This is a genomic window from Paracoccus sigandri, assembly GCF_003709565.1.
In the GTDB taxonomy this organism is placed as follows: domain Bacteria; phylum Pseudomonadota; class Alphaproteobacteria; order Rhodobacterales; family Rhodobacteraceae; genus Paracoccus; species Paracoccus siganidrum.
In genome coordinates, this window is sequence record NZ_QNRC01000004.1 from 1 (window position 1) to 18,738 (window position 18,738).

Sequence of the window (18,738 nt, forward strand, 5' to 3'; positions counted from 1 at the left end):
CGAAGCTTGTCTGGCGCGATCCCCGCATGGTTCGAGCCGCGTCCAGGATATCCTCCCACAGCCCCGCGAGGGTCCAGCGACGGAACTGGCGGTAGACCGACGACCACTTGCCGAACTCCTCGGGCAGGTCACGCCATGGCGCGCCAGTTCGCGTTCGGCGCGGCCTCGGACCGGAGGCGGCTCACGCCTCACTCCAGAAAATTCCATCCATAACAAGGGGATGATTGGACGGCTTGCGCCCGTTCGGGTTTCGGACTGCCCGCATGAAGCCCTCGAAGAAGGCCCACTCATCGTCAGATATCAGGTTGCGTGCCAAGCTCATCCCCACCTGGAGATGAGCTTGAATCACAGGACGACCCGAAGCGGAACAGGGGAAGCCCTTTTGTCAACACGACCTAACAATCTCACACCCGCGGACTCTCGTTATGACGGAGGGCCCCACAGGGGGGCAGGTCATACCTGAACGCACCCTTTGACCAGGGCACACGACAGGCTTGGCCTGTTCCAGGTAGCTCGGCGTCGTCACGTCGCCGAGGGACCTGTATTGCTCGGCTCTGTGCAATAGTTACTGACAGCCGGATGTCTTCGACGATGCGCGAGCCTATGCTCGGTGGTTCGCGGGGCGTCAACTCATCGTGCTGGAACGCCCCACCTGGCCAGTGCCGCCGCAAGATCGGGGTGGTCGCGGCTGGCCTCGTCCAGCGTTTCACCTGCGGCGGCCGCCGCCCAGGCGCGACGGATGGCGCGCAGGCCGGCCGCCGGGCCGTTGGGGTGGCCATGGATGCCGCCGCCGCCAAGATACATCAGGTCCAGCGTTCCGCCGGTTCGCCTGTAGGTCTCGACCGCCTGGCCGCCCCATTGGCCCGAGCACACGACGGGCAGGGCGCGATCCCGCTCCGAGAAGATCGGCGTCGTCACGTCGCCGAAGGACCTGACGAAGCTCTCGTCCGGCTCCCAGTATTTCGCGCCGATTCCGTTGATCTGGAACTGGTCGACCCCCAGCAGGCGCCAGATTTTCTGATAGGCGCGGAACTCCATCCCCAGGGCCGGGTGGCGGGTCAGGATGTCCCAGCCGTTGCGATGCGCATGCAGGCACAGCCGCGAGCGTTTGCGCAGGAAGGACATGCCGCCATGGCCGATCGAGTTGATGTTCACGACCGCCGCATTCCCGCCATGCCGCGCCACGTAATCGTGGTTGCGCATCATCACGTCGGGATCGGCCGATGAGATGCCGAAGGCATACATCACCTTCCTGCCGGTCCGGTCCGCGTGGCGATGGATCACCGGCATGATCGCATCGACCCGTGCCCGAAGCGCCGAATAATCCGGACTCATCAGCTTTTCGTCGTCCTTGATGAAGTCGACGCCCGCCTCGCACAGCATCTGCACGACCCCTGCCGTCTCGGCGGGCGACAGGCCCAGGGACGGCTTGATGATCGAGGCGATGATCGGACCTTGCGCCACGCCGGTCAGACGGCGCGAGCCCTCGATGCCGAATTGCGGGCCCGGATGGACGGACCATGCGTCGGGCAGGTCGAAGTCCATCACCCGCACGCCGGTCAGCCCGCGAATGGCGTAGACGCCGCCGACGGTGATCGTCATCAGCGCGGCGATGTCGGTGCCGATCACCTCCAGCGGCCAGGCGATGGTGACATCGGCGCGGTGGAACGGGCCGGGGGAGGCTGTCGGGAAGCCGGGTGACGTGGCGTCTTCAAGCGGCTCGATCCGTTCGACCCGCGCGGCATGGCGGGCGCGCAGGGCCTCGGTCTCGCCGGGCAGTTCGGTGAAGGTGCCGGTGGATTGATCGGCGGCGATCTTCGCGGCCATGGCCTCGATGCAGCCATCGGTCTCGATGCGATAGGTGACGCGGATCATCTGGGTCATGGTTCGGTCCTCTGTATCATCGGTTTCCGCCGCCGTCGCGAATCCAGCCAAAATAGTCTTCCGACCCCATCTGGCCGCCCTTCAGCGCCACCTCCAGCCCGTCATGGGGGCCTTCGCCGAAAGCCTGGCAGAGTGGCGCGCCGGGGATCGTGGGTGATGTCGCGACCAGTGCGGAAAGGCCGAGCTGCCGCATCGCATGCCCGGATGTGTCGCCTCCCGATATGACGGCGCGTCGCAGGCCCGTCGTCCGCAAGGTGGCATCCAGAATGCGGCCCAGGGCCTCGCCGATGCGCTGGTTGGCCTGATGCGCGTCCAGGCCTGAGCGTGCCAGGGCCTGTCGAAAGGCCGCCACCTCGGGGCTGTCGTTGCCTGCTGCGGAATAGACCAGCGGGCTTTGCCCAAGGCCCGCCGCGGCAATCGCCACGGCGGTCAGTCGGGCCTCCTCGGCCTTCAGGTCCTCGGCGCTTCCGCAGACCGCACCTGCGTCAAAGGCCAGCAGCGCAAAGCCGTTGCGGCCGGCCCATTCCAGTTGTCGCGCCGTCACCGGCGAGACCGAGCCCGAGGCCGCCGCGATCTGATGGCATCGGGCCGCCGGGGGACACGCTGGCGGGGGCTGGATCATCCCGCTGTCCTGCCAGTGCCGCACCAGCGCGTATTCGACCCCCTGACTGCCGGCCGCGAGGCCCAGGGCATCACGGTTTTCCCAGATCAGCCGTCCGGCGGCGGCCTCGCTGACCGGCTCCATCGAATCGATCGACAGGATCCGTGCGCCCGCCGTCAGCGCGGCTTGCAGCGCCGCCTGCGGATCGGTCCCAAGCGCTTCGAGGTCGATCAGCGCCGAGGGCAGGCTGGTCTGCGCGACCAGATGTCTCAGCAGGTCGGATTCGGTCATCGGGGTGACGGGATGGCGGGTCATCACCGGATGGCGGTCAAGGCGGTACACGCCGTCCAGCATGCCCGCGAACAGATGCCCGAACGCCTGATAGCGGCGCATCTGCGGCGCGGCGGTCAGCAGGGGGACGGCATCCGCGGGCCGGATCTGCAGGCCGATCTCGATCGCCGCGCCGATCGATCCCGAACCAGGGGATGAATCGAAGGTTGAGCATATCTTGTAATGCAGGATCGGCGCGCCAAGGCGATGCAGCCAGTCGAACAGCCGCGGCAGGTTTTCCGTCATCCATTCCCGGTCGCGGCTCCGCGCGGTCGAGGCGATGCCCACGCCCCGGCAATGGGCAAAGCGCGCGGCCAGTGCAGGGGACGGAATGTCGGTGAACAGCACCGACGGCAGGCCGGCGAATTGCAGCACCTCCATCACCGCCGCCGATCCGGTGAAGTCATCGCCCAGCCAGGTCACCAGCGGAGCGGTCGATCCAGAATCCATGCGTTCCTCGCTTGACATCGTCAGATCATTATTATCTCATCATACCAGTTAGGCAAGAGCGCGAATCCCGTGGAAGGATCAGATATGACGAAAATTGCCCTGTTTGGCGCAGGTGGGAAAATGGGGGTCCGCCTTGCGATCAACCTTGCCCGGACGGAATTCGACGTGGCCCATGTCGAGGTCGGCGAAGAAGGCCGTGCCCGCCTGAAGGCCGAACTTGGCGTCGATTGCGTCGAGATGCCTGCTGCGCTGGATGGGGCCCAGGTCGTCATCCTTGCCGTGCCGGACACCGTGATCGGCAAGCTGGCCGCGACGGTTGTCCCGCAGGTTGCTCCGGGCACGATGATCGTGGTGTTGGATGCGGCGGCGCCCTTCGCCGGGCATCTGCCCCAGCGCGACGACGTCACCTATTTCGTCACCCATCCCTGCCATCCGCCGATCTTCAACGACGAGACGACCGAGGCGGGCCGTCGCGATCATTTCGGCGGTGTCGCCGCCAGGCAGGGCGTGGTGAATGCGCTGATGCAGGGCCCGAGAGAGCATTACGAACTGGGCGACAGGGTGGCCCGCGCGATCTACGCCCCGGTCGCCCGCAGCTATGAGGTGACGGTGAAGCAGATGGCGATGCTGGAGCCGGGGCTGTCCGAAACCGTCTGCGCCTCGTTGCTGGTCGTCATGCGCGAGGCGATGGACGAGGTCGTGCTGCGCAGCGGTGTCAGCAAGGAATGCGCCCGCGACTTCCTGCTGGGGCATATGAACATCCTTGCCGCCGTGATCTTCGAGGAACGGCAGGGCGTGTTCTCGGATGCCTGCAACAAGGCGATCGAATTCGGCAAGCCGATGCTGATGCGCGACGACTGGAAACGGGTCTTCGAATGGGACGAGGTCGCCGCCAGCATCGAACGGATCACCTGAGAGGGTGTAGCCGGCCGCGCTCCACGGCATTCGCCGGCTGACGGCGACAGCGGGGATCGCGGCCTTTCACGGTCAGGGAGAGGTGGATGCGTTTCCGCCTGACCAAAACGGGAGGAAAACATGAAACTGACTCGTCGGCTGATGATTTCAGTCTTTGGCGTCGCGCTGGCCACCGCCATGCCGGGCTTCGCCGCCGCCGAAGGGCTTATCGCGATCATCACGCCCAGCCATGACAATCCGTTCTTCAAGGCCGAAGCCGTCGGCGCCGAGGAACGCGCGAAAGAGCTGGGCTATGAAACGGTCGTCATGGTCCATGACGACGACCCGAACAAGCAGTCCGAGCTTTACAACACCGCCATCGCGCGCGGTGCCAAGGCGATCATCCTGGACAATGCGGGCGCGGATGCCACCGTCGCCGCCGTCCAGCGCGCCAGGGGCGCGGGCATTCCGTCCTTCCTGATCGACCGCGAGATCAAGGAATCCGGCATTGCCGTCAGCCAGATCGTGTCCAACAACTATCAGGGCGCGCAGCTTGGGGCGGAAGAATTCGTCCGCCTGATGGGCGAGGCAGGCAAGTATGCCGAGCTTCTGGGCCGCGAGGCCGATACCAATGCCGGCATCCGTTCGGCCGGTTATCACGACATCATCGACCAGTATCCCGACATGGAAATGGTCGCCCAGCAGACCGCCAACTGGTCCCAGACCGAGGCTTACGAACGGATGGAGACGATCCTGCAGGCGCATCCCGACATCAAGGGCGTGATCTCGGGCAACGACACGATGGCGATGGGCGCCTGGGCCGCACTGGAGGCGGCAGGCCGGACCGACGTGATCGTGGTGGGCTTCGACGGTTCCGACGACGTGCGCGACTCGATCCTTGCGGGCGGCATCAAGGCGACCGTGCTTCAGCCGGCCTATCGGCAGGCGCAGATGGCGGTCGAGCAGGCGCATGAATACCTGACGACCGGCTCGACCGGGGTCGATGAGAAGCAGCTGATGGATTGCATCCTGATCAACGCCGACAACGCCGAGAAGCTGGATACCTTCGCCCTGGCCGAGTGAGCCCTGTCGCATGACGAAAGGCCCGGCCGGCATCGCCGGGCGGGCCTGATCTGCCCATGATCGGAGTTCTCGATGAACCGCGCGATGACCACGATTCTTGCCTCGGCCATGTGCCTTGCCGCGCTTGGGGCCTGCAAGATCGTTCCCAATCCCGAACCCGGCAGCGGGGATGCCGCAGCCCCGCTGGACGACGATCAGCGCATGGCGCTGAAGGCGCAGGAGGTTTTCGACGGCCAGCTGGTCGCCTATGTCTCGGACAAGGCGATCGAACTGCCGGTGCTGCGATCGGCGCTGGAAGGGGGGCTGGACGCAGCGGGTGCCGCGCATGGCGTCAGGCCGCAGGCCGAAGGCAGCCCGTGGAACTTCCTGCTGAAGGGCGAGGGCACCGTCATCGAGGCAAACCGGGAATCGCGGGCCGGCACGATGGCGCTGGACGTGGATGGCGACGGACAGCCCGACCTGACCGTGCAGCTTGGCCCGGTCATTCGCGGCACCTCGCTGCGCGATGCGGCGGATTTCATCGTCTTCACCGACTATCGCGACCAGATCGAATTCGCCAAGCTGGCGCGGGCGCTGAACGACCGCGCGCATGAAGCCGTGAACCTGCCGGATGGCGCGCTTGCCGGAAAAACCTATCGCTTCGAGGGCGCCACGACGCTGCGCAGCGCGACCGAGCCCTTGCTGCTGGTCCCGACCCTGCTGGAAGAGGTCGCGCCATGAGCGCCGAACGGCATCCGGTCGGCTTGCGGATTCGCGGCGGCACCAAGGTCTATCCCGGCACGCGCGCGTTGAAAGCGGTGGATTTCGACCTGCGCATGGGCGCGGTCAACGTGCTGGTCGGCGAGAACGGTGCCGGCAAGTCCACGATGATGAAGGTCATCGCCGGGGTCGAGCAACTGACCGAGGGCCAGGTCCTGATGGACGGCGCCGAGGTGCGGTTCAACGGCACCGACGAGGCCCGCCGCCATGGCATCGGCATCGTGTTCCAGGAACTGAACCTGTTTCCCAACATGACCGTGGCCGAGAACATCTTCATCAATCGCGAGATCACCCGCGGCCGCGTCGACATCGACATGTCCGCGCAGCGCGAGGAAACCCGCAAGCTGATGAGGCGGCTGGAACATGACATCGACCCCGACGCGATGGTCGGCGATCTGCGGGTCGGCCAGCAGCAGATCGTCGAGATCGCCAAGAGCCTTGCGCAGGACGCCCGCGTCCTGATCCTCGACGAGCCGACCTCGGCCCTGTCCGCGGCCGAGGTCGAGATCCTGTTTCGCGTCATCGCCGATCTGAAGCGGCAGGGCGTCGGCATCGTCTATATCTCGCACCGGCTGGAAGAACTAATCCGCATCGGCGACTACATCACCGTGCTGCGCGACGGTGCGATCACCGGCGCGCGCTCGATGCAGGGCGTCGATGTGGACTGGATCGTCCGCGCCATGATCGGCGAGGCGTCGAAGGATTTCGCCAAGGAGGTCGAGCACGACTATGGCGCCGAGATCTTCCGGGCCGAGGACGTGACCCTGCCCCGGATCGGCGGCGGCATGGCCGTGGATCACGTCAGCATGGCGCTGCGCGCGGGCGAGATCCTGGGCGTCTATGGCCTGATGGGCGCGGGCCGCAGCGAGTTCCTGGAATGCGTGATCGGCCGGCATCCCCATGCCGGCGGCAGCTTCTTCGTCGATGGCCGGCCGCTGAAGGCACGCTCGGTCGCGGGCCGCATCCGGCGCGGGATCGCGCTGATCCCCGAGGATCGCAAGAACGACGGGCTGGTCCAGATGCTGTCGATCCGCGAAAACATGACGCTGTCCAGCCTTGGCGCCTTCACCACCGGCTTTCACATGAACCTGTCGAAGGAGCGCGGCACGGTCCGCGATTTCGTCAGGCGGCTGACGGTCAAGATCGCCTCGATGGAAAACCCGGTTTCCAGCCTGTCGGGGGGAAACCAGCAGAAGGTGGTGATCGGCAAGGCGCTGATGACCCGCCCCCGTGTGCTGCTGATGGACGAGCCGTCCCGAGGCATCGACATCGGCGCCAAGGCCGAGGTGTTCCGCACCATGCGCAAGCTGGCCGCCGACGGGTTGGGGATCATCTTCGTCACATCCGACATCGAAGAGCTGATGGCGCTGTCCGACCGGATCGTCGTGATGTCGAACGGCCGGGTGACCGGCGAATTCGACCGCAGGCAGGCCACGGAAACCGCCGTCATCGCCGCATCCGCCAAGGGCCATGCGCCCGCGAACATGCCGCCCGCGAACATGCCGAAGGAAGAAATCGCATGAGCCACGCAACCACCGATGCCGCCCCGCAGCCGGCCGGCAACGCCAACCTGCTTCTGGTGCTTCTGAAGGCGCGGACCTTCATCGCGCTGATCGTCGTCTTCGCGTTCTTCGCCTTCGCCGCGCCGAACTTCCTGTCCTCTGCCAATATGGTGATCATGTCGAAACATGTCGCGCTGAATGCCTTCCTGGCGATCGGCATGACCTTCGTCATCATTTCCGGCGGCATCGATCTGTCGGTCGGCTCGATCGTCGGGCTGTGCGGCATGGTGGCGGGCTGGCTGATGCTTCATGGCATCGATCCGGGCTTCGGCTGGACGATGCATTTCAACACCATCGAGATCTGCCTGATCGTCATGGCCGTCGGCGCCTTCATCGGCGCGATCAACGGCTTTCTCATCACGAAGCTGAACGTGGCCCCGTTCATCGCCACCTTGGGCACGCTCTATGTCTGCCGTGGCGCGGCGATGCTGTTCTCGGACGGGCGCACCTTTCCCAACCTGACCGGCAATCCCGAATACGGCTCCCACACCTTCCGGCTGATCGGGGCGGGCAGCTTCCTCGGCCTGCCGATCTCGATCTGGATGCTGATCGCCGTGGCGGTCGTCGCGGCCTATATTTCTCGCCGCACGCCGCTTGGCCGCTATATCTACGCCGTCGGCGGGAATGAGCGCGGCGCGGCGCTGTCGGGCGTGAAGGTCAACCAGATCAAGATGTTCGTCTACATGTTCAGCGGTCTCTGCGCGGCGCTGGTGGGGCTGATCATCTCGTCGCAGCTGGTCGCGGCGCATCCCGCGACCGGCCAGACCTTCGAGCTGAACGCGATCGCCGCGGCGGTTCTGGGCGGCACCTCGATGTCGGGCGGCCGCGGGCGGATCGGCGGCACCATCGTCGGGGCCTTCGTGATCGGCGTGCTGTCCGACGGGCTGGTGATGATGGGCGTGTCGTCCTTCTGGCAGACGGTCATCAAGGGGCTTGTGATCATCGCCGCCGTGGTCGTTGATCAGGCGCAGCAGAAACTTCAGGCTCGGGTCGCCTTGCAGGCCGAAGCCGCGTTGGGAAAATAGGACGATGCTGAAAGGTGCCCTGATCGGCTGCGGCTTCTTCGCCCGGAACCAGATGCACGGATGGGCGGGGATCGACGGGGTGCGGATCACCGCCCTCTGCGACCGTGACGAGGCCCGGCGTGCCGAAACCGCCGCGCGTTTCGGCGTCCGCCGCCACTATGCCGACGCAGCCGAGATGCTGGCGGCCGAGGATCTGGATTTCGTCGACATCGCCACCACCGTCGCCGCGCACCGCCCCCTGGTCGAGATGGCGGCGGCGGCGGGACTGCACGCCATCTGCCAGAAGCCCTTCGCCGAGACGATGACGGATGCCAGGGCGATGGTCGCCGCCTTCGACCGCACGGGCAAGGTGTTGATGGTGCATGAGAATTTCCGCTGGCAATCGCCGGTCCGCGCGGCCATCGAGGAGGTGCGGGCGGGCGCGGTCGGCAGGCCCTTCTTCGGGCGGGTCAGCTTCCGTTCCGGTTACGACGTGTTTTCCGGCCAGCCCTATCTTGCCACCGATCCGCGCTTCATCATCCAGGATCTGGGTATCCATATCCTTGATATCGCACGGGCCCTGTTCGGCGATGTCGCGAACCTGTCGGCGACCACGCGCCGCATCAACCCCCGGATCCGGGGCGAGGATGTCGCGACTATCCTGCTGGAACATGCGGGTGGCGCGACCAGCGTCGTCGATTGCTCTTACGCCACCCGCCGCCAGCCCGAGACCTTCCCGCAGACGCTGCTGGAAATCGATGGCGATGCCGGCACGCTGCGGCTGGAGGCGGGCTATCGGCTGGTGATCCAGAAGAACGGCACCGAGGAGACCCGCGACGTTTCCCCGCCGCTTCTGTCCTGGGCCGAGCGGCCCTGGCACAATATTCAGGAAAGCGTGCAGACCATCCAGCAGCATTTCGTCGACTGCCTGAGAGACGGCGTTCAGCCCGAGACCAGCGGCCACGACAATCTGAAGACGCTGGAACTGGTCGAGGCGGCCTATCGTTCGGCTGCCGAAGGCGCGCGCATCGATCTGCGGGCGGGCTGATGGATCCGCGGCATCTCTACGGCACCGATCAACCGCCCCCGACCCGCCGGCGGCTTGTGGCGGGCAAGGCCGGCGTGACGCTGGAAAACGGCCAGTTGCGGCATCTTCGCATCGGCGAGGTCGAAGCGATCCGGGCGATCTCGTTTCTGGTGCGCGATCGCGACTGGGGCACGGTTCAGCCCGAGATCGCCGATCTGAAGGTCGAGGCCGGCGATCAGACGCATGTCAGCTATCGCGCGCGCTACAAGATCGGAGCCGCGCTGCTCGACGCGCGGATCGCCCTGTGCCTCGGGCCGGACAGTCTGGTCGCCGAGGCGGTGGCGCGGGCGCATGGTCCTGTCGAGACCAACCGCGCGGGCTTCACGGTGCTGCATCCGATCGATGATGTCGCCGGGGCCGCCGTTCGCGTGGATCACGCCGATGGCAGCGTCGAAGAGACGCATTTCCCCGGCCTGATCGAACCCTGGCAACCCTTCAAGGACATCGTCGCGCTGACCCATCATGCCTCGGGCCTGAAGATCGAATGCCGCTTCGAGGGCGATGTGTTCGAGATGGAGGACCAGCGCCAGTGGGGCGACGCCTCCTTCAAGACCTACAACCGCCCGCTTGCGCTGCCCTGGCCCTATACCATCGGCGATGGACAGGAAATCCGGCAGGCGGTGCGGGTGTCATGGTCGCAGGCAGCGGTGCCGGCCATCGTGGCCAGCCGGGCCGGCCAGGCCGAAGGCGGAGGCGATTTCCCCGAGACGGCGCTGTTGCTGACTGCTTCGCAGGCGCGCGAGGCGCTGGGGCGTCCGGACGATCTGCGCCGGATCGCGCCGCAGCGGCTGCTGTGCCATCTGGACAGCTCCATCGGCCAGGGACTGCGAGAGCTGCGCGATTTCGCCGCGCTGCAAGCGGCGCTGCCCGATCCGCGCTATGATCTGGAACTGATCGCCACCTGCCCGCCCGAGGGCGATCTGGCGTCAGAGTTCGAGGGCCATGCGCAAAACCTGTCGGCTTCGGGGCTGGTGCCCGCCTCGATCATGGTCTGCCCGGCGGTCGACCGGCAATCGACGCCCCCCGGTTCGGCCTGGCCCCCATGTCCGCCGCTGGCAGACATCCATGCCGCCGCGCGCGCGGCCTTCGCGGGGCAGGTCATGGGCGGCGGCATGGCAAGCTTTTTCCCCGAGCTGAACCGCAAGCGGCCCCCGGTCGACATGCTGGACTTCGTCAGCCATGGCCTCTGCCCGATCGTCCATGCCGCCGATGATCTGTCGGTGATGGAGACGCTCGAGGCCGTGCCGCATATCCTCGCTTCGGCCCGTGCGATCATCGGGGCAGGGGAATACCGCCTGGGTCCATCGACGATTGCCATGCGGCAGAATCCCTATGGAAGCCGCACGATCCCGAATCCGGGTCGCCAACGCATCTGCATGACCGATAACGACCCGCGCCAGGACGGCGCCTTCGCGGCGGCATGGACGCTTGGCCTTGCGGCCTCGATCGCCAAGGCGGGCGTGACGGTCTGGACCCCGGCAGAGCTTTACGGCCCGCGCGGCCTGATCCGTGCCGATGGATCGCTCCGGCCCGTCGCGGCGGTGGTGCAGGCATTGGCCCGCCTTGCCGGGCAGAAGGTCGGGATCGCGGGGGTGCGCGACGGGCTGGCGCGGCTTGAGGTCGGCGCAACAGCGTTGATCGCGAACCTCGCGCCGGATGCGCGGCACGGTCTGCCGCCCTTCGGCTGGCAAACGGTGCCCGCTTCCTCTAGATCCTGAAGCAGGACCGACGAATGCGGGTGCAGGACATGAAACTCAGCGATCAGCCAGGCGACCCCGACAAGATCGTCCGCCGCAAGTTGTCCGATCAGGTCTTCGACCGCCTGCGCGACCTGATTGCCAGCGGCGAGATACCGCCCGGCGATCCCATGCCGTCCGAACGCGATCTGATGGAGCGCTTCGGGGTCGGTCGTCCCGCCGTTCGCGAGGCGTTGCAGCACATGCACACGATGGGTCTCATCACCATCAGCCACGGCGAACGCAGCCGCGTGAACGCGCTCAGCGCCGACAGCGTGCTGAGCCGTGTCGACGATGTCGCGCGGATGCTGCTGTCCTCGGAACCGGCGCAGCTCGAGCACTTGAAGCAAGCCCGGCGGATGTTCGAAAGCGGCATGGTGCGTGTCGCGGCGGCGCAGGCGACCGCCGAGGATGTCCAGGATCTGCGCGATCTGGTTGCCGAACAGCGCCGCCAGATGCGCGATCCGGCAGCCTTCGTGACCACGGACATCGCTTTCCACAATCGGATCGCGCAGGTCTCGGCCAACCCGATCCTGATCGCCACCAGCCAGTCGATGTTGCGCTGGCTGTTTCAGTATCACGGCGGGCTGCTGCACTGGTCCGGCAATGAAGACACCACCCTGCAAGAGCATGAAACCATCGTGGATCTGATCGCCGCACGCGACGCCGATGCGGCGGTGCAGGCGATGCAGGCGCATCTGGACCGCTCGAAACAGCTGTATCAGCATCCCGAGCGAAACTGATCCGTAGCGCATGCGGGAACTGCGATGCCGCTTGGCGCTGATGGGCTATAGCCCTTCCCGGCTCATGAGAGCCTCGATAAACGTTGCGGTGTCCGGCGCGCAGTCGCCGCACAGGGCGATCTCGGACAGCAGGTCGTAGCCCAGGCAGGCGGCCTGCAATCGAATGGAGACATTCGGCACGTCGAGATCGGGCGGGAAGACGCCCTTTCGAATGCCGTCATGAAGGGCCTCCGTGATCTCCTCACGCCAGCTGAGCAGCCCCTCATGCACGGCCTCGCGGACCTCCCCCTCCCGTCGGATGTCCCAGGCCTCTTTCCAGAGCTTCTTGGCGATGTCCTTCAGTTCGGCGGGGTAGTCGGGGATGGTCATCGAGCATCCATCCAGAGAGGCGAAGAGTCTTTCCCGCGGCGGAAGCTGGCGCAGGGCCTCCAGAAGTTGCGGATGCAGGCGGCGCCAGACCTCGCGCACGGCTTCGGCGCGCAGGGCATCGGTCGACGGGAAGATGTGGTGGATCTGGCCCGGCGAGCAGTCCAGGCTTTCGGCGATCCGGCGAACCGTCGTCGCCATCAGGCCCTCGCGCGCGGCGATGTCGATGACGGCATTCAGGATCTGCGCGCGCCGCTCGTCACGATTCAAATAAGCCACAACTGCCTCCACTCCATCGTTCCTCCTGTCTAGCATGGCGCATGATGGAATTAAAGCTGGACACATGTCCAAGTTGGACATATGACCAAGTTCACGACTCGCAATCCTCCACGCTGATCCCATCAGGTAACGACCATGTCTCGCAGCTTTCGGCGCGCCGCCTTCATCGGCGTGACAGCACTTCTCTGTGCGCTCTCACTGCAGAATTCAAAGGCACTGGCACAGTCCGGTCAGGAAATGCCTCCCTCGGACGTCGGTGTCGTGATCGTCCAGCCCAAGGATATCGCGGTCACCTCGGAATTGCCGGGGCGCATAAGCGCAACCCGTATCGCGGAGGTGAGGCCCCGCGTCGGTGGCATCATCGAAAAGCGCGTGTTCCGGCAGGGCAGCATCGTCGAGGAGGGCGATGTCCTGTTCCAGCTTGACCGCGCGACCTACGAGATCGCGGTCGAGGCGGCCCGAGCGACCGTGGCGCGGGCCGAGGCGGCACTGGTCGAAGCCCAGCAGACCGAGCGGCGCTTCGAATCGCTCAGCGAACGCAACATCACCAGCCAGGCGCAATACGAAACCGCCCTGGCCACCCGGCTGCAGGCCCAGGCCGCGCTGTCCGAGGCGCGGGCGCAGCTGCGCGCCGCCGAGGTGAACCTGGGCTATGCCGAGGTAAAGGCGCCGATCTCGGGGCGGATCGGGCGCGCGCAGGTAACGGAGGGGGCGCTGGTCTCGGCGCAGGGCGAGGTGCTGACGACGATCCAGCAGCTGGATCCGGTCTATGCCGACATGCAGCAGCCGGTCTCGGAGCTCTTGCAGCTGCGTGCGGCCCTGGCCGCCGGAAGGCTGAACCAGCTCGAGCCGGACGTGGCCGGCGTCACCCTCTATCTGGACGACGGAAGCCGCTATCCTCATCCCGGCCGGCTGCTGTTCGCCGAGGCCACCGTGGAGCGATCGAGCGGGCAGGTGACGCTGAGGGCGGAAATTCCCAACCCCGACGGCACGCTGCTGCCGGGAATGTATGTCCGGGTCGGAGTCGAGCAGGCCACGGAAACGGATGCGATCTCGATCCCCAGCCAGGCAATCCAACGCGACGCCTCGGGTGCGGCGATGGTCTATGTCGTCAATGGCGATGGCGTGGCCGAGGCGCGTCCCGTGATTCCCCACCGTTCCCTGGGCAACCAGGTCGTGATCGGGCAGGGCCTTGCAGGGGGCGATGTCGTCATCGTGGACGGATTCCAGAAGATCGGGCCCGGATCGCCGGTCGCGCCGGTTTGCTGGCGCGACCCGTCATTGCCGGATCAGGCCCCGCAAGGCGTCTGCGAACAACGCTTTGCGGCTGTCGCAAGCAACTGAGGTCGGTCATGGCACGATTTTTCATCGACAACCCGGTTCTCGCCTGGGTGATCGCGATCTTCATCACGCTTGCCGGGATGCTGTCGCTGCCCAGCCTGCCGGTTTCCCAGTATCCCGACGTGGCGCCGCCGCAGGTCTCGATCTCGACGCGTTTCGCGGGCGCATCGCCCGAAGAGCTTTACCGGCAGGTCACCCAGCCCATCGAAGAGGAACTGAACGGCATTCCGGGGCTGCTCTATTTCGAATCGACCTCGGAAGCGACCGGCGCGGTGACGATCAACGTCACCTTCGCCTCGGGCACCGACATCTCGCAGGCGGTGGTGGATACGCAGAACCGCCTGCGGCGCGTGGAATCCGCCTTGCCGCAGCAGGTGCAGCAGCAGGGCGTCCTGGTCGAGGAAGCGAGCTCCAGCTTTCTGATGATGGTGGCGCTGACGGCCACGCCGGAATCCGGTCTCGATGCGGTGGCGCTTGGCGACTACATCTCGCGCAATGTCGTCAACGAGATCCGGCGCGTTCCGGGTGTCGGCCGGGCGCAGCTTTTCGCGACCGAGCGGGCGTTGCGGGTCTGGATCGACCCGGCCAGGCTGGTCGGCCTGGATCTGTCGGTCACCGACATCACCTCGGCCATCGCCGAGCAGAACGCACAGGTCGCGGCGGGGTCCATAGGCGCGGACCCCGCGCCGGATGGCCAGCAGGTGCAGGCCACGCTTCTGGTCACCGGTCAGTTGGGCACGCCAGAGGAATTCGGCAATATCGTCCTGCGCGCCTCCGATGATGGTGCGCTGGTGCGTCTGTCGGACGTCGCGCGGATCGAGGTGGACGCCGAGCTTTACGCTTTCCAGTCGTTCCTGAACGGGCAGGAGACGGCGGCCATGGGCATCCAGCTGTCGCCCACCGGCAATGCGCTGGATACCGCGGCGGGCGTGCGCGCGGTGATGGAGCGGCTGGAACCGCTGTTCCCCCAAGGCGTCAGCTACCAGATTCCCTATGACACCACGCCCTTCGTGTCGGCCTCGATCAAGAAGGTGATCATGACGCTGCTGGAGGCGGTGGGCCTGGTCTTCGTGGTGATGTTCGTCTTCCTGCAGAACCTGCGCTATACGATCATCCCGACGCTGGTGGTGCCGATCGCGCTGTCGGGGACGCTGGCGGTGATGCTGGCGGCGGGCTTCTCGATCAACGTGCTGACCATGTTCGCCATGATCCTCGCGATCGGCATCCTTGTCGACGACGCCATCGTGGTGGTCGAGAATGTCGAGCGGATCATGTCCGAGGAGGGGCTGCCGCCGCTGGAGGCATCCAAGAAGGCGATGGGACAGATCTCGGGCGCGATCGTCGGCATCACGCTGGCGCTGATCTCGGTCTTCGTGCCGCTGGCCTTCTTTCCGGGTTCGGTGGGCATCATCTACCAGCAGTTCTCGCTGACCATGGTCGTGTCGATCTTCTTCTCGGCCTTCCTGGCGCTGTCGCTGACGCCCGCCCTTTGCGCGACCTTTCTCAAGCCGATCCCCAAGGGGCATGGTCATTCGAAGAAGGGGCCGTTCGGCTGGTTCAATCGTGGCTTCGACAGGGCGACGCGCGGCTATACCGGCGCGGTCGGCGGGCTGATCCGGCGCGCCGGGCGGATGATGGCGATCTATCTTGCCCTGGTGGTGGGCCTCGGCTGGTTCTATGTCCAGATCCCGTCCGCCTTCCTGCCGCAGGAGGATCAGGGCTACCTCGTGAGCAACATGCAGGCGCCTCCGGGCGCGACCTCCTACCGCCTTCGCGAGGTGACCAAGGCCGCCGAAGAACACGCGCTGTCGATGGAGGGCGTGGACGGGATCGTCGTCGTCCAGGGCTTTTCCTTCTTCGGTCAGGGACCGAATTCCGGGTTGGCCTTCGTGACGCTGGATGACTGGAGCGAGCGGAAAACTCCTGACCTGAGCGCCGAGGCGTTGGCGGGCCAGCTGTCGGGGCGGCTGTTCTCGATCCGCGACTCGATCGCCTTCGCCCTGTCGCCGCCGCCGATCCAGGGCCTGGGCAACAGTTCCGGTTTTGCCTTCCGCCTGCAGGATCGCGCCAATCTGGGCAACGCGGCCTTGCTGGAAGCGACCGGGCAGTTGCTGGCCGCGGCAGCCGAAAGCCCGGTTCTGGGACAGGTCTATACCGAAGGATTGCCGCCGGGGCCGCAGCTGAACCTCAGGATCGATCGCGAAAAGGCCAATGCCTTCGGCGTCACCTTCGGCGAGATCAACCGCACCATCTCGGTCGCGCTCGGCTCGGGCTATGTCAACGACTTCCCGAACGAGGGCCGAATGCAGCGCGTCATGGTCCAGGCCGAGGCCGGCGCGCGGATGAACATCGAGGATGTGCTGAAGCTGAATGTCCGCAATCTTCAGGGGGGCATGGTGCCGCTTTCCTCCTTCGCCAGCGCCGAATGGAGCTATGGGCCGACGCAGATCGTGGGCTACAACGGCTATCCGTCGATGCGCATCAACGGCGAGGCGGCGCCCGGCCATTCGTCGGGCGAGGCGATCGCCGAGATGGAGCGGCTGGCCAGCGAACTGCCTGCGGGCTTCGCCTTCGAATGGACCGGCCAGTCGCTTCAGGAAATCGAAAGCGGTTCCCAGGCGCCGATCCTGATCGGCCTTTCGGTGCTGTTCGTGTTCCTGTGCCTCGCCGGCCTCTATGGCAGCTGGTCGATCCCGTTCTCGGTCATGCTGATCGTGCCGATGGGCGCGATCGGCTCGGTCGCGGCGGTCACGCTGTTCGGGCTGTCCAATGACGTGTTCTTCACCGTCGGGTTGATCACCATCGTCGGACTGTCCGCCAAGAACGCCATCCTGATCGTCGAGGTCGCCAAGGACCTGATCGCCGAGGGCATGGACCTGATGTCCGCCACGGTCGAGGCCTGCCGGCTGCGCTTCCGCCCGATCCTGATGACCTCGCTGGCCTTCACCATGGGCGTGGTGCCGATGGCGATCGCGACCGGCCCTTCGGCGGCCAGCCAGAACGCCATCGGCATCAACGTGGTCGGCGGCATGCTGGCCGCGACGGTGCTGGGGGTGATCTTCGCGCCGATCTTCTTCGTCTGGGTGATGAAGCTGACCGGCACCCACGGGAAACTTGGCAGGAAGGATTCCGCTGGCGGCTTGGCTCCGGAAGTCCAGCCGGCGGAATAACCCCGGTGGGGGCGCGGCTTGCCCCGTCCCCGTCCGGATCCCACTGCCCTGAAGGATCAAAGACGAAAACATGAGCAGAACCCAGGTCCTCCGCATCCGGCGGCCGTCCGGTTGCCATCTTGCGGCTCTCCCGCTGACGCTTTTCCTCGCCGCCTGCGCGACCGCCGAATTCACCCCACCCGAACCCGAGCTTGCCGAGAGCTTCGCGGCCTCTGCCCCCGCCAGGCAGGCGACGGCCCCCTGGTGGTCCAGCTTTCGCGACAGCCGGCTGGATGGCCTGATCGCGCAGGGGCTTGCGCGGAACCTGTCGATCCAGGAGGCCGTCGCGATGATCGACGAGGCCGAGGCCGGGGCTCGACTGGTTCGCGCGGCGGATCTGCCCACGGTGCAGGCCAGCGGCGCGGCAACGCGCGGCGACCTTCAGGGGACGGGCATTACCGAAAGCAGTTCCGCGACGCTTGCGACGTCGTGGATGCTGGATATCTTCGGCGGCAATCGCGCCGAACGCGCCGCCGCCCTGGCCGAGTTCGAGGCGGCCAGGTTGTCCGCGGATGCATCGCGCCGGGCCGTCGCCGCTGCGATCGCCGGTGCCTATATCGATCTGCGCTTCCATCAGGAAAGCATCGCGCTGACCCGGCAGAGCATCGCCAGCCGGCGCGAGACGCTGGCCCTGACCCGCTCGATGCAGGAACTGGGCCAGGCCGGCCGGCTGGATGTCCTGCAGGCCGAACAGGCCGTGGCGCAGGCCGAGGCGGGCCTTCCCGCGCTCGAAATCGGCTTCGATCAGGCGCTGAACCAGCTGGCGACACTGACATCTTCGCGCAGTGCCGATTTGCGCCCGGCGCTGCAGCGCGGCGGTGCCCAGCCCGTTGCAAGGTTCCGGCCGAGCGTCGGGGTGCCGGCAGAGGTGATCCGCGCGCGTCCGGACATTCGGATCGCCGAGCGCCAGCTTGCCGCGGCCGTCGCGCGCGTGGGTGTGGCCGAGGCCGCCTTCTGGCCGTCCGTCAGCCTGTCGGGCTCGATCACGCCGACGAATATCCGCGGTGGCGGCAATTCGACCACCTGGGCGCTGGGACCCCAGATCAACCTGCCGATATTTTCCGGCGGCGCGAACCGGGCGCGGTTGAGCGCCGCCGAGAGCCGTGCCGTTCAGGCCGAGCTTCGCTGGCGTTCGGGCGTCCTGACAGCCATCGAGGAGGTCGAGAACGGCCTGTCTGCCTATGGCCGAGGCGCGACCAATGTCGAGGCGCAGCGCCGGCTGGAGCGCGCGGCGCAGGAGACGGTCAGCCTCGCACGCGAATCGTTCCAGGGCGGCCAGAGCGATTTCTTCACCGTGCTGGATGCGGAGCGCAACCTGCTGACCGCCCGCAGCGCGCTGGCTGCGGCCATCCGCGACCACGCTGCCGCCTATGTCGCGCTCAGCATCGCCGCAGGTGCCCTATGACAACA

Annotated in this window: 14 protein-coding genes and 1 pseudogene; 11 read left to right on the forward strand and 4 right to left on the reverse strand. The window is 66.3% G+C overall.

All coding sequences use genetic code 11. The features are described from left to right. From C9E82_RS04155 to C9E82_RS04165, 3 genes and pseudogenes are all read right to left on the reverse strand, one after another. Positions 1–322, reverse strand: a pseudogene (locus C9E82_RS04155) (transposase); the annotation flags it as partial. A 308-nt stretch (positions 323–630) separates the two neighbouring features. Continuing rightward, positions 631–1,884 carry a 3-oxo-isoapionate-4-phosphate decarboxylase OiaX gene (oiaX, locus tag C9E82_RS04160; protein ID WP_205962123.1) on the reverse strand — a complete coding sequence of 418 codons (1,254 nt, stop codon included), beginning with the start codon at positions 1,882–1,884 and terminating at the stop codon, positions 631–633. Between the two features lie 16 nt (positions 1,885–1,900). Next, positions 1,901–3,265 carry a four-carbon acid sugar kinase family protein gene (locus tag C9E82_RS04165; RefSeq protein ID WP_119896769.1) on the reverse strand — a complete coding sequence of 455 codons (1,365 nt, stop codon included), beginning with the start codon at positions 3,263–3,265 and terminating at the stop codon, positions 1,901–1,903. An 84-nt stretch (positions 3,266–3,349) separates the two neighbouring features. On the opposite strand from C9E82_RS04165, the gene C9E82_RS04170 reads away from it, so the two are divergent. The 8 genes from C9E82_RS04170 (at position 3,350) to C9E82_RS04205 (ending at position 12,133) form a co-directional block, all read left to right on the forward strand. Next, complete coding sequence (locus C9E82_RS04170) at positions 3,350–4,180, forward strand: phosphogluconate dehydrogenase C-terminal domain-containing protein (protein ID WP_119896723.1); 831 nt, start codon at positions 3,350–3,352, stop codon at positions 4,178–4,180. Between the two features lie 120 nt (positions 4,181–4,300). Next, positions 4,301–5,242: a D-ribose ABC transporter substrate-binding protein gene (locus tag C9E82_RS04175; RefSeq protein WP_119896724.1), complete on the forward strand. Its 942-nt coding sequence runs from the start codon at positions 4,301–4,303 to the stop codon at positions 5,240–5,242. 84 nt (positions 5,243–5,326) lie between these two features. Then, on the forward strand, positions 5,327–5,962 hold the full coding sequence (locus C9E82_RS04180) for a DUF2291 family protein (RefSeq protein WP_240643416.1): 636 nt from the start codon (positions 5,327–5,329) through the stop codon (positions 5,960–5,962). Then, entirely contained in the window at positions 5,959–7,524 is a 1,566-nt protein-coding gene (locus C9E82_RS04185; RefSeq protein WP_119896726.1) for a sugar ABC transporter ATP-binding protein, read from the forward strand. The genes C9E82_RS04180 and C9E82_RS04185 overlap by 4 nt, the downstream gene beginning before the upstream one ends. Next, entirely contained in the window at positions 7,521–8,588 is a 1,068-nt protein-coding gene (locus C9E82_RS04190) for an ABC transporter permease (protein WP_119896727.1), read from the forward strand. Before C9E82_RS04185 ends, C9E82_RS04190 begins: the two co-directional genes overlap by 4 nt. A gap of 4 nt (positions 8,589–8,592) precedes the next feature. Next, complete coding sequence (locus tag C9E82_RS04195) at positions 8,593–9,615, forward strand: Gfo/Idh/MocA family protein (protein WP_119896728.1); 1,023 nt, start codon at positions 8,593–8,595, stop codon at positions 9,613–9,615. Continuing rightward, positions 9,615–11,372 carry a hypothetical protein gene (locus C9E82_RS04200; protein WP_240643417.1) on the forward strand — a complete coding sequence of 586 codons (1,758 nt, stop codon included), beginning with the start codon at positions 9,615–9,617 and terminating at the stop codon, positions 11,370–11,372. The genes C9E82_RS04195 and C9E82_RS04200 overlap by 1 nt, the downstream gene beginning before the upstream one ends. Positions 11,373–11,401: 29 nt before the next feature. Beyond that, on the forward strand, positions 11,402–12,133 hold the full coding sequence (locus C9E82_RS04205; protein WP_119896771.1) for a transcriptional regulator NanR: 732 nt from the start codon (positions 11,402–11,404) through the stop codon (positions 12,131–12,133). 45 nt (positions 12,134–12,178) lie between these two features. On the opposite strand, the gene C9E82_RS04210 is transcribed toward C9E82_RS04205, so the two are convergent. Then, positions 12,179–12,790, reverse strand: coding sequence for a TetR family transcriptional regulator C-terminal domain-containing protein (locus C9E82_RS04210; RefSeq protein ID WP_170161980.1), 612 nt, complete (start codon positions 12,788–12,790; stop codon positions 12,179–12,181). A gap of 225 nt (positions 12,791–13,015) precedes the next feature. Between C9E82_RS04210 and C9E82_RS04215 the strand changes: the two genes are divergently transcribed. The 3 genes from C9E82_RS04215 to C9E82_RS04225 all read left to right on the forward strand — a co-directional run bounded on the left by C9E82_RS04215 (position 13,016) and on the right by C9E82_RS04225 (position 18,733). Then, entirely contained in the window at positions 13,016–14,122 is a 1,107-nt protein-coding gene (locus tag C9E82_RS04215; RefSeq protein ID WP_240643418.1) for an efflux RND transporter periplasmic adaptor subunit, read from the forward strand. Between the two features lie 8 nt (positions 14,123–14,130). Then, positions 14,131–17,289 (forward strand): efflux RND transporter permease subunit, encoded by a 3,159-nt coding sequence (locus C9E82_RS04220; protein WP_119896731.1) that lies wholly within the window; start codon positions 14,131–14,133, stop codon positions 17,287–17,289. A gap of 70 nt (positions 17,290–17,359) precedes the next feature. Then, on the forward strand, positions 17,360–18,733 hold the full coding sequence (locus C9E82_RS04225) for an efflux transporter outer membrane subunit (RefSeq protein ID WP_119896732.1): 1,374 nt from the start codon (positions 17,360–17,362) through the stop codon (positions 18,731–18,733). The last annotated feature ends 5 nt before the right edge of the window (positions 18,734–18,738 follow it).

Coding starts and splice junctions, on each gene's coding strand:
- oiaX (WP_205962123.1), bottom strand. CDS start 1,884: ATGACCCAGATGATCCGCGTCACCTATCGCATCGAGACCGATGGCTGC.
- C9E82_RS04165 (WP_119896769.1), bottom strand. CDS start 3,265: ATGGATTCTGGATCGACCGCTCCGCTGGTGACCTGGCTGGGCGATGAC.
- C9E82_RS04170 (WP_119896723.1), top strand. CDS start 3,350: ATGACGAAAATTGCCCTGTTTGGCGCAGGTGGGAAAATGGGGGTCCGC.
- C9E82_RS04175 (WP_119896724.1), top strand. CDS start 4,301: ATGAAACTGACTCGTCGGCTGATGATTTCAGTCTTTGGCGTCGCGCTG.
- C9E82_RS04180 (WP_240643416.1), top strand. CDS start 5,327: ATGACCACGATTCTTGCCTCGGCCATGTGCCTTGCCGCGCTTGGGGCC.
- C9E82_RS04185 (WP_119896726.1), top strand. CDS start 5,959: ATGAGCGCCGAACGGCATCCGGTCGGCTTGCGGATTCGCGGCGGCACC.
- C9E82_RS04190 (WP_119896727.1), top strand. CDS start 7,521: ATGAGCCACGCAACCACCGATGCCGCCCCGCAGCCGGCCGGCAACGCC.
- C9E82_RS04195 (WP_119896728.1), top strand. CDS start 8,593: ATGCTGAAAGGTGCCCTGATCGGCTGCGGCTTCTTCGCCCGGAACCAG.
- C9E82_RS04200 (WP_240643417.1), top strand. CDS start 9,615: ATGGATCCGCGGCATCTCTACGGCACCGATCAACCGCCCCCGACCCGC.
- C9E82_RS04205 (WP_119896771.1), top strand. CDS start 11,402: ATGAAACTCAGCGATCAGCCAGGCGACCCCGACAAGATCGTCCGCCGC.
- C9E82_RS04215 (WP_240643418.1), top strand. CDS start 13,016: ATGCCTCCCTCGGACGTCGGTGTCGTGATCGTCCAGCCCAAGGATATC.
- C9E82_RS04220 (WP_119896731.1), top strand. CDS start 14,131: ATGGCACGATTTTTCATCGACAACCCGGTTCTCGCCTGGGTGATCGCG.
- C9E82_RS04225 (WP_119896732.1), top strand. CDS start 17,360: ATGAGCAGAACCCAGGTCCTCCGCATCCGGCGGCCGTCCGGTTGCCAT.